This is a genomic window from Vibrio sp. PNB23_22_6, assembly GCF_052877535.1.
On the sequence record NZ_JBNFXP010000011.1, the window covers coordinates 111,494 to 121,516 of the forward strand.

Here is a 10,023-nt window from a genome sequence, read left to right on the forward strand (position 1 = left end):
TCGCTTATATTGGGAGCAGGTCACTTACCAAGACGAGTAAGTGAAAGCTAAATTATTGATATATAATCCATCTAGATAAATAACCCATCAAAAAGTCATTTATCTAGTTAGAAACGAATAGCGGAGAGTCTCCTCTCCGCTATTAAATGTGTACTCTATCGAATGATTTCAAGCTCTTCCACGTCTTTCCCCAACTTTTCTAGTTGAGGACGAAGGGATTTTGCATCCCCGACGACGACGATTTGATAATCATTCGGATCAAACCATTTTTGCGCTAACGCATCGAGTGTTCGTTTGTCCACGGTATCAACAATAGCATTACGTTGTTGTAAGTAATCTTTGTCTAAGTTGTACTTCAAAATATCACTGATGAGTTTGCCTTTTTGTGTTGGTGTTTCATATTTCAGTGCATCTTTTTGACCGACCGCTTGGCGCATAAATGTCATCTCATCATCAGTCATGCCGGCTTGCGAGTATTCATTCAGCTCATTTTCCATTTCAACGATAGATGCCACCGTCGAGTCTGCACGCACTTGTGCTGTAAATACAACCGAGCCCGTTTCTACATTACCTGAGAAGTAACCGAATGCCCCATAAGTGTAGCCTTTATCTTCACGTAAGTTTTGGTTAATGCGGCTATTGAAATTACCTGATAAGTTAAAGTTCGCAAGTTGGCTTAAATAGAAGTCACCCGTCGCATCATAAGGCATGCCTTGACGAACCAACATCACCACACTTTGCGGTGCTCCAGGCTTATCCACGAGATGAATTTTTTGCTCACCTAACGGCAAGATGCTCTGTGGAGCATAAAGCGGCGCGGCCTCATCTTCCCAGCTTGACCAAAACGCCAGTTGCTTTTGGATATCTTGCTTGGAGATATCACCAACCACCACAATCTGTGCACTTTGCGGCGTATAATGCTTGGTATAGAAATCTCGTACATCGTTCAATGTTAGGGCATTCAAGCCTGCTTGCGTGCCATCTTTCGGACGGGCAAATACGGAATCCCCATAAAGTACTTGCCGGCTTGCTTGTGACGCCATCCAGCTCGGGTTTTGTTGCTCATATACCAACCCCTCTAACGCTTGCACTTTCACACGCTCAAAGTCTTCCTCTTTGAAAGCAGGAGATAAAAGCATCTCTTCAACAATCTTTAAGGTTGGCGCTAGATTTTTTGCTAACGATGAAACACTGATGTTGGTCGTGTAGCCTGATGCTTCCACCGAAATCATGCTACCTAGCTTATCCAGTTCAGCTTGAATATCTTCGACGCTGCGCTTAGTGGTACCTTCTTGCAACATTGCTGCCGTCAATTGCGCAAGTCCTTCTTTACCTTTATCAACGAAGCGTGTTCCCGCAGGTAGACTAAATTGCATCATCACGGTTGGCGTTTCAGTACTCACTGTCCCTAACAATTCAGAACCGTTGTCGAAATGAATGCCGTACAATTTTGGCATGGTTGCTTCAACCGGAGCCCCCGCAGGTGGCTGAACCGAGCGTTCAAAGTTATCTGTTGCACGACGGTAAGCTAATTGATCATCGGTTATCTTTTGATATTCTGGAAGCGTGCGTTTTGGCGTGACGAACGTTGCAGGTTTCACTGCAAGATCTACTTTACCTTTCGGTACCACGCTCAACGTCACTTTATTCTTGCCTTGGATAAAGTCACTGTACGCTTTTTCCACTGACTCTGGCCTCACCGCACGGATCTGCTCGAGCTGTTTTTCAATCAAATCTGGCTGACCGAAGAAGGTTTGATTTGAAGCCAATTGAGTCACTTTGCCTTTCACGCTTTCCAGGGCAAAGATCGCGTCTGCTTCCGCTTGCCCTTTCAATTGGTCAAGACGATCTTTCGTTACGCCCTCTTTACTGAACTTATTCAGTGACTGCATCAGTTCATCATAAAGTTTAGACAAGTCGCCTTTCTCTCCAGAATCGCCCATCGCGTAGACATAGAAGTTACACGACAACTCAGCACAATCATGGAATGAGCCTGCATCCACCGCTTTTTGAGTCTTCACCAAGTCTTGGTAAAGAAGGCTATTGGTACCGCTACCTAGCACACTAGATAAAGTATCGAGTGACGCTTGGTTGGCTTCACCACTGTAAGTGGTTGGCCAGGCGATCATGACCATTGGTTGTTGAATACGATCTTCCAATGTAATGAATTTATTCTCTTCAAGCTTCGCAGGTTGCTTCGGCGCGTTATCGACTTCTGGACCACGAGGAATTGAGCCAAAGTACTTGTTAACCCACGCTAGGGTTTGCTCAACATCAATATCGCCACCAATGGTAATGACCGCATTGTTCGGGCCATACCAGCGAAGGAAAAAGGCTTTCAGATCGTTAACATCAACACGGTCTAAATCTTCCACATAGCCGATCGTTTGCCATGAATATGGGTGACCTTCAGGGTATAGCGCTTCCGCCATACGTTCCCAGATCAAACCATAAGGGCGGTTGTCATAACGCTGAGCACGCTCATTTTTTACCGTTGAACGTTGAATTTCGAATTTCTCTTGTGACACCGCATCCAATAAAAAGCCCATACGATCGGATTCTAACCACAACATTTTCTCGAGTTGATTCGCCGGGACAGTTTCAAAATAGTTCGTGCGATCGCGGTTAGTTGTACCATTTAACGTACCACCCGCTTCGGTGATGATTTTAAAGTGCTGTTGATCACCCACGTTTTCTGAGCCTTGGAACATCATGTGCTCGAAGAAGTGAGCAAAGCCAGATTTACCGATATCTTCACGTGCTGAGCCAACGTGATAAGTCACATCAACATGCACCAGTGGGTCTGAATCTTCCGGAGCAAGGATCACCGTCAGACCATTATCAAGTTGATATTTCTGGTATGGAATTTTGACCTTGCCAGCTTCTGTTTTCGACGACTCAACGAAAGTCACTCCATCAGGCAGTGAAACCGGGGCGTTTGATGCACAGCCCGTGATCACCAACAGTGAACACGTGCTAACCCAAAACATTCTCATGCGCTTTCCTTAAAATAAACCGAAATAGATAGCGGCTAGTAGACTGTACCTTGCCGCTTTACCTAAAAATATAACAACCATACACGGCAGAAATTTCATCCTTAACCACCCTGCAGCTAAACATAGCGGGTCGCCAATCACTGGCAACCAGCTAAAAAACAATCCCCAGTAACCGTACTTTGCCAACCACTTCAATGCCGTGTGGCCATGTTTTTCATCTTGGGTTTTATTGGGGATCCAGAGCCCAAGCCAGTAATTGGTGAGACCGCCGAGGGTATTACCAATTGTGGCAACGGTAATGATAGAAGATACGGAATACTGATTTAATGAAAGAGTGGCGATCAATCCTGCTTCTGAGCCACCCGGTAACAAGGTGGCACTGAGAAATCCCGTCATGAACAACACCCATAATGCAGAATCAGAGAACCATAACGCTAAGTTTTCAAAGGCAGCATTAAATGCCTCTAACATGTCATATCAAGCAATATCTTGCCTCGCGTCCGTCCGGATTCAACTTGCCTGTGGGCATCCACAACCTCACTCATCGGATAGACTTGTTGAACTTCAGTTTTCAGTAACCCGACGCCCACCATATAAAGTAAAGTGTCGAGTTGCTCGCGATCAGGTTCGACCAACATTCCACTGGCTTCAAAACCAAGTAGCTTTGCTTTCTCACAAATCAGCTCAGCGGTGATGGTTGGAAGGGTAATGACTCTTGCATTATCAGTAAGACACTTGAGCGCATCTAATGCCGCATCGCCACCGACAAGATCAATCAAAACATCCACATCTTCAACACGTTCAGACACTGGAGCAAATTGATAGTTCACTGCGTGCGCCCCTAATGTGGCGAGGTAGTCTAAGTTCCGCTCACTGCAAGTGGTAAACACTTCCGCTTTAGTCGCCACTGCTATCTGCACCGCTAAATGCCCAACACCACCAGCACCCGCCAGAATCAATACACGATCGCCTTCAGTAACATTCGCTTTACTGAGCGCTTGAACTGCAGTTTGCCCTGCCAGGGGCAGTACTGCCGCAGCTTCAAGCGTCACGGTACTTGGAACATGGCAGAGCTCAGACTCTGGCACGCAAACATATTGACTGTAGCCACCACCACGAATTGGAAAGCCAATGAAACCTGCCACCTCATCACCCACCTTAAAACGTGAGGTGTTATCACCGCATGACACCACCTTACCAGAGATATCGTAGCCCGGAACCCAAGGTAGATTGTCTTTGTTTTGTGCCGCTGCCCAGCCAAGTCCTGCTCGCGTTTTTACGTCAATGGGATTGACGCCAGCATAGGCAACTTTAATGAGAACCTCACCAGTTTGAGGTGATGGTGTTGATGCATTTTGGACCGCGAGAACGTCTGCCTCGCCAAATTCGGTAATCACTATCTGTTTGTGTTCCATAACCCATTCCCTGAGAGAAAACAAAAGGGATGCCTCGGCATCCCTTTGACTATAAACTATTTTGTTTGCTGAAGTTAATCGCCAATGTGTAAATTGGTTGATAATTCTATATCACAAATCACCAACCAAGATCTCTAGGCACATCGACTACCCCACTAGGGCAAGCAGAATACCTGCGGCAACTGCCGAACCTAATACGCCTGCAACGTTTGGCCCCATCGCATGCATCAATAAGAAGTTTTGCGGGTTTGCTTCTAAACCAACTTTGTTAACAACTCGCGCTGCCATTGGTACTGCTGATACACCCGCCGCCCCAATAAGTGGGTTGATGTCTTCTTTTGAAAACTTGTTCAGCAACTTCGCCATCAGCACACCGGCCCCTGTACCAATACTGAATGCCACCGCCCCCAGTCCCAAGATACCTAGTGTTTCTATGTTTAAGAACTGTTCAGCTTGTAGCTTAGAACCAACACCAAGACCTAAGAAGATAGTCACGATATTGATCAATTCATTTTGTGCTGTTTTCGATAGACGATCCACCACTCCCGCTTCACGCATCAAGTTACCCAAACAGAACATACCCACCAGAGGTGTGGCTGATGGTAAGAACAGAATCGTCATCAGTAGCACAGCAAGTGGGAAGAGTACTTTTTCCCACTTACCCACATGGCGAAGCTGAGCCATTTTGATTTGGCGCTCTTCTTTGGTTGTCAGTGCTTTCATGATTGGTGGTTGGATGATCGGCACCAACGCCATGTAGCTGTATGCGGCAACCGCAATGGCTCCGAGCAGATCTGGAGACAGCTTACTCGCTAAGAAAATCGCCGTTGGGCCATCGGCTCCCCCGATGATCGCAATAGACGACGCATCGGCCATCGAGAACTCCATACCCGGCACATAGTTAAGCAAGATTGCCCCAAATAGCGTGGCGAAAATACCAAACTGCGCTGCCGCGCCCAACCAAAGTGTTTTTGGGTTTGCGATCAAAGCACCAAAGTCGGTCATTGCACCTACGCCCATAAAGATCAATAGCGGGAACACGCCCGACTCGATCCCGATGTAGTAAACGTAGTACAACAGACCACCCGGCTCGGTGAAACCCGCATTCGGAATATTCGCTAAAATAGCACCAAAACCAATGGGTAATAAAAGTAATGGTTCAAAGCCTTTTCGAATCGCTAAAAACAGCAAGGTACAGCCAACCAGCATCATGCAGATTTGGCCAAACTCAAAGTTAGCGATCCCTGTTTCTGACCATAGGGTCATCAATCCGTCCATGATACTCCCTTACCCCAGACTCAGAAGTGGCGAACCAACCGTAACGGCATCCCCTTCCTTAACGTTCAATTCTTGCACCACGCCACCACGTGCTGCGCGAACTTCCGTTTCCATCTTCATGGCTTCAAGGATCAAAAGAACGTCACCTTCTGCCACTTCAGCGCCCAGTTGGACATTCACTTTGAAGATGTTGCCTGCAAGAGGAGCCGGAACCGCTTCTGCGGTACTATTCGCAGGTGCACTTGGTGCTGTAGTTTGAGCAGGTGCTGCCGCTGCATTTGGCGTCACTGACGTTAATTGACCTTGAGCACCAACTTCAACTTCATACACTTGACCATCAACACGAACACTGTAAGTTTCAACGCCACCAGCGGTAGGCTGTGCTGTAGGCGCAACAGCAGGTTTCGCTGCTTCTAGCGTTGGAGCTGGTTCAAATGCATCTGGGTTGCCACGGTTTTTCAGGAACTTAAGTCCAACTTGAGGGAATAGCGCGTAAGTCAGCACGTCATCGACACGCTCACTCGCTAGCTTAATGCCTTCAGATTGCGCTTTTTCCATCAAATCAACCGTTAGAGCTTTCATTTCAGCTTTAAGCAAATCTGCGGGGCGACACGTGATCGCCTCTTTGCCATCAAGCACTTTCGCTTGTAGTTCGGAATTCACTGGTGCGGGAGCTACACCATACTCACCTTTTAGGACACCAGCGGTTTCTTTCGTGATGCTCTTGTAGCGTTCACCCGTTAATACGTTGATCACTGCTTGAGTACCAACGATCTGAGAAGTCGGTGTAACGAGAGGAATAAAACCTAGATCTTCACGTACGCGAGGGATCTCTTCTAATACTTCATCAATACGATCCGCTGCGCCTTGCTCTTTTAGCTGGCCTTCCATATTGGTCAGCATACCACCCGGAACTTGTGCAATCAGAATGCGAGAATCGACGCCTTTCAGCTGACCTTCCCATTTTGCATACTTCTTACGCACTTCACGGAAGTAAGCAGCAATCGGCTCGATTTGTTCAAGCTTAAGGTTAGTGTCGCGCTCAGTGCCTTGCAGCATCGCCACAACGGTTTCTGTTGGCGTATGGCCATAAGTACAACTCATCGAAGAGATTGCAGTATCAAGAATATCAATACCTGCCTCTACTGCTTTCACCGCTGTCGCCGTTGAAAGGCCAGTGGTTGCATGACAGTGAAGCGCCAATGGGACATCACACGAGGCTTTGATTCGAGTGATCAGTTCTTCCGCCTCATATGGCTTAAGCAGACCCGACATGTCTTTAATACATAAAGAGTGACAGCCTAGATCTTCCAAACGTTTTGCTAAATCTACCCAAGTATCTGCGTTGTGGACCGGGCTGGTAGTGTAAGACAACGTACCTTGCGCATGAGCGCCAACATCAACTGCGGCTTTCACTGCAGTTTGAAAATTACGTACGTCATTCATCGCATCAAAGATACGGAACACATCCATACCATTTGCGTGCGCACGCTCAACAAACTTCTCTACAACGTCATCAGCGTAATGGCGGTATCCCAGAAGGTTTTGACCACGAAGTAGCATTTGCATTGGCGTGTTCGGCATCGCTTTTTTCAGCTCACGCAAGCGTTCCCATGGGTCCTCCCCAAGGAAACGAATGCACGAGTCAAACGTCGCGCCCCCCCAGGTCTCTAGCGACCAATACCCTACCTTATCTAACTCTGCTGCAATAGGCAGCATATCTTCGATACGCATGCGTGTAGCAAACAATGATTGATGGGCGTCACGAAGGACCACATCCGTGATAGCTAGTGGTTTCGACATGCTCTTAAACTCCTTTTTAATCCTATATTTCGGCTACTTCGCGATAGAGGTGCGATGTTGATGAATCGCAGCTGAGATCGCCACCACGACTTGTGGACTAACAGCTGAAGAGGTTGATTGAACGTTGGTATTTATTTTTGGTGCTGCGATCGGCTCTGGCACTTCTTCTGGTACCAATTTGGACAGTAGCCGAACGAGATAAACTAAAATTGTGAGGAAAATAAATACGACCGCCATCCCTGTTAACATCAGAGTGGCCGCATCGACTAGCAGGCTTCCTATATTCGTCATGTTGCTTCCTTTCTTTGTCATCCTGACAATGCGCAGGACTCTTATCACGTCAAATCCCGACCGTTCGATTATCTCGATTGGTTAAATTTTGTCAATTTTGTTTAAGATAGGTTTTAAAAAACCTCAATAAATGACTATTTATTCACCAAACCGATCACAAAACGATAGAAACGACTCATCAACTAATGAGGTGTTCAACATATAAGCAGAATAAATCATAGGAGGCAGAAAAACTGCGATTGGGATTTAAAAACAAAGAATGTGTATGTTAAGGAAAGTAAAATCAAAACAGACTTCTAGCCAAAAAAAAACAAACTTTAAACAAATTATTAACACCAACAGAACAGATACATTTCTCTATCCTATCGCTATCAAGTGCACCTGTGGTCTAAATTGGTCTGATTTCCGAGACATGAGAGACAAACTAAACATGGAAATGACAAGATATGACTATTTAGTCACTGATGAACCTTCCAGATCACGCGCGCTTACTTTTATATCATTAATCAGCCAACCCTCCATTCATACGCACCATCTTTATGGCATCGTGACGAGAGTGCACATCGAGTTTCTTATATAATCGGTAGATGTGGCTCTTTACTGTGCTTTCGGATAAAAACAACTGAGATGCAATCTGTTGGTTTGAATTGCCATAAGCAAGCAACTCTAGGACTTGTCGTTCACGACTGGTCAACTCATCATACTCACACTCCATCACAACGTTAGAATGACGGTAGTTACTGATAAGCTTTTCCAAGTATCCTCTTGGCAACCAGAGTCCACCTTTAAAGATATAATCGACACTTTTACTAATGTGGGTCACGGCTGCACTACGCAGTAAAATGCCTTTCAGAAACTTCCAACGTAGCAACTTATTATCAACTTGGCTGTTTGGCACGTTATGAACCATCAACGGCCAACCAAGTAAATCAAAGTCAGGTAATACCCCTAAAGACTCAAGTTGCACCAAGTAATCGTAATCAATAAACACAAGATCAATATTAACAGTATGACTGCGAAATACTGCTTCTTGCGGCGAACAGATCATGACTTTCACGTGGCTAATTGTTGAAAGTTGACTCTCTATTAAACTGGTTTGAAGATTGCTCTCTGCAAGCAAGAGAAGATGTTTTATTCTCATTTATCCTCCATTTTACGACACCTTTACCACTCCCTACCTGTGCTGATTCCATGTACGTGGAACTACGAGTAATTGAAATATCGATAGCAAGAATATAGCAGTTCAGTCGGACTTTATGCCTAACAAGCTGTTGCCCCACATACACCAAAAGATTAGTCAAATTTCAGCGAGAAGCAGAGTGACTTCATACCCTACTATTTTAACTGGTTGTTCTTAAGTAAAGTTCTTATTTAAAACTCTCATGAACAACGATATTTCTTTCTGAAATGCCAATATTCCAAGTAACTTTCTGCATACTTTTTCAATCTTTTTTACCCTAAAATCTCATACTTGAAACACTCTCTCGCATACAACATCACCTAACTTGATGGTTATAAAACGCTTTCATTTCACTTAAAACGCCCCTTCTAAGACTTCGCTTATTACTAAGACCAATTTTCTCACCCTTGAGAATCTTACTCGTGATCTCTTACCTATACTTCCAGCGCTTCCAAGCCAAAAGAGGCAGCAAGAAGTTAACGTGCAGTCATTTTTTTAACAGGAACAAAGGTAATGGAGTGATCAATTATGACGCTTAACAAGACAGGGCTTGCTATCGCAATGTCTGCGATTTTATTGAGTGGTAACGCATTAGCTAATAATGGCATCGATGATGGCAAAAGTAATAATCAGTGGGACGACAGTGCCAACACACTTTCTGTCACTGATAGTATGAATGACAACAGTAACAATAGTGACAACAGTAATAGCAGCGACAACAGCGACAACAGCAACACACAGTCGTTGGGTCTTACTGATAGCAATAATGACAATAGCAACAACAGTACTAGCAATGCTAATGACAACAGCAATAGCAGCGACAACTCTAATGCGAGTACTAACTCGAGTTACAACGACAACAGTACTAGCAATGCGAATGATAACAGCACAAGTAATGCTAACGACAACTCTGATTCGAGTATGAACACTGCAAGCAGTTACAACGACAATAGCGCTACTGCGGCTAATGACAACAGTAACAGCAGTGATAACTCGAATGCGAGTACAAACTCAAGTTACAACAATAACAGTGACAATCGTAACCAAGCAGACTCACGAG

General features: G+C 45.2%; 7 protein-coding genes and 1 pseudogene. 1 reads left to right on the forward strand and 7 read right to left on the reverse strand.

The features are described from left to right. Positions 1-155: 155 nt before the first annotated feature. The 7 genes from ACVA54_RS11025 to ACVA54_RS11055 all read right to left on the reverse strand — a co-directional run bounded on the left by ACVA54_RS11025 (position 156) and on the right by ACVA54_RS11055 (position 8,924). Positions 156-2,996, reverse strand: a complete 2,841-nt coding sequence (locus ACVA54_RS11025; protein ID WP_099079822.1) for a M16 family metallopeptidase — start codon at positions 2,994-2,996, stop codon at positions 156-158. A gap of 9 nt (positions 2,997-3,005) precedes the next feature. Further along, a complete protein-coding gene (locus ACVA54_RS11030; protein ID WP_099079821.1) occupies positions 3,006-3,467 on the reverse strand; it encodes a YqaA family protein in 462 nt (153 codons plus the stop codon). After that, on the reverse strand, positions 3,461-4,411 hold the full coding sequence (locus ACVA54_RS11035) for an NADP-dependent oxidoreductase (RefSeq protein WP_099079820.1): 951 nt from the start codon (positions 4,409-4,411) through the stop codon (positions 3,461-3,463). The genes ACVA54_RS11030 and ACVA54_RS11035 overlap by 7 nt, the downstream gene beginning before the upstream one ends. Before the next feature lie 147 nt (positions 4,412-4,558). Further along, positions 4,559-5,689 carry a sodium ion-translocating decarboxylase subunit beta gene (locus ACVA54_RS11040; protein WP_099079819.1) on the reverse strand — a complete coding sequence of 377 codons (1,131 nt, stop codon included), beginning with the start codon at positions 5,687-5,689 and terminating at the stop codon, positions 4,559-4,561. A 9-nt stretch (positions 5,690-5,698) separates the two neighbouring features. After that, on the reverse strand, positions 5,699-7,492 hold the full coding sequence (gene oadA, locus ACVA54_RS11045; RefSeq protein WP_099079818.1) for a sodium-extruding oxaloacetate decarboxylase subunit alpha: 1,794 nt from the start codon (positions 7,490-7,492) through the stop codon (positions 5,699-5,701). Positions 7,493-7,525: 33 nt separating this feature from the next. Continuing rightward, positions 7,526-7,783, reverse strand: coding sequence for an oxaloacetate decarboxylase subunit gamma (locus tag ACVA54_RS11050; RefSeq protein WP_119463538.1), 258 nt, complete (start codon positions 7,781-7,783; stop codon positions 7,526-7,528). A 502-nt stretch (positions 7,784-8,285) separates the two neighbouring features. Then, complete coding sequence (locus ACVA54_RS11055) at positions 8,286-8,924, reverse strand: response regulator transcription factor (protein ID WP_446608770.1); 639 nt, start codon at positions 8,922-8,924, stop codon at positions 8,286-8,288. A 567-nt stretch (positions 8,925-9,491) separates the two neighbouring features. Here ACVA54_RS11055 and ACVA54_RS11060 point away from each other — a divergent pair. Further along, positions 9,492-10,023 (forward strand): annotated as a pseudogene (locus ACVA54_RS11060) (dentin sialophosphoprotein); the annotation flags it as partial.

Excerpts from the sequence above, each read along its gene's own strand:
- ACVA54_RS11025 (WP_099079822.1), bottom strand. The coding sequence starts at position 2,996 with ATGAGAATGTTTTGGGTTAGCACGTGTTCACTGTTGGTGATCACGGGC.
- ACVA54_RS11030 (WP_099079821.1), bottom strand. The coding sequence starts at position 3,467 with ATGTTAGAGGCATTTAATGCTGCCTTTGAAAACTTAGCGTTATGGTTC.
- ACVA54_RS11035 (WP_099079820.1), bottom strand. The coding sequence starts at position 4,411 with ATGGAACACAAACAGATAGTGATTACCGAATTTGGCGAGGCAGACGTT.
- ACVA54_RS11040 (WP_099079819.1), bottom strand. The coding sequence starts at position 5,689 with ATGGACGGATTGATGACCCTATGGTCAGAAACAGGGATCGCTAACTTT.
- oadA (WP_099079818.1), bottom strand. The coding sequence starts at position 7,492 with ATGTCGAAACCACTAGCTATCACGGATGTGGTCCTTCGTGACGCCCAT.
- ACVA54_RS11050 (WP_119463538.1), bottom strand. The coding sequence starts at position 7,783 with ATGACGAATATAGGAAGCCTGCTAGTCGATGCGGCCACTCTGATGTTA.
- ACVA54_RS11055 (WP_446608770.1), bottom strand. The coding sequence starts at position 8,924 with ATGAGAATAAAACATCTTCTCTTGCTTGCAGAGAGCAATCTTCAAACC.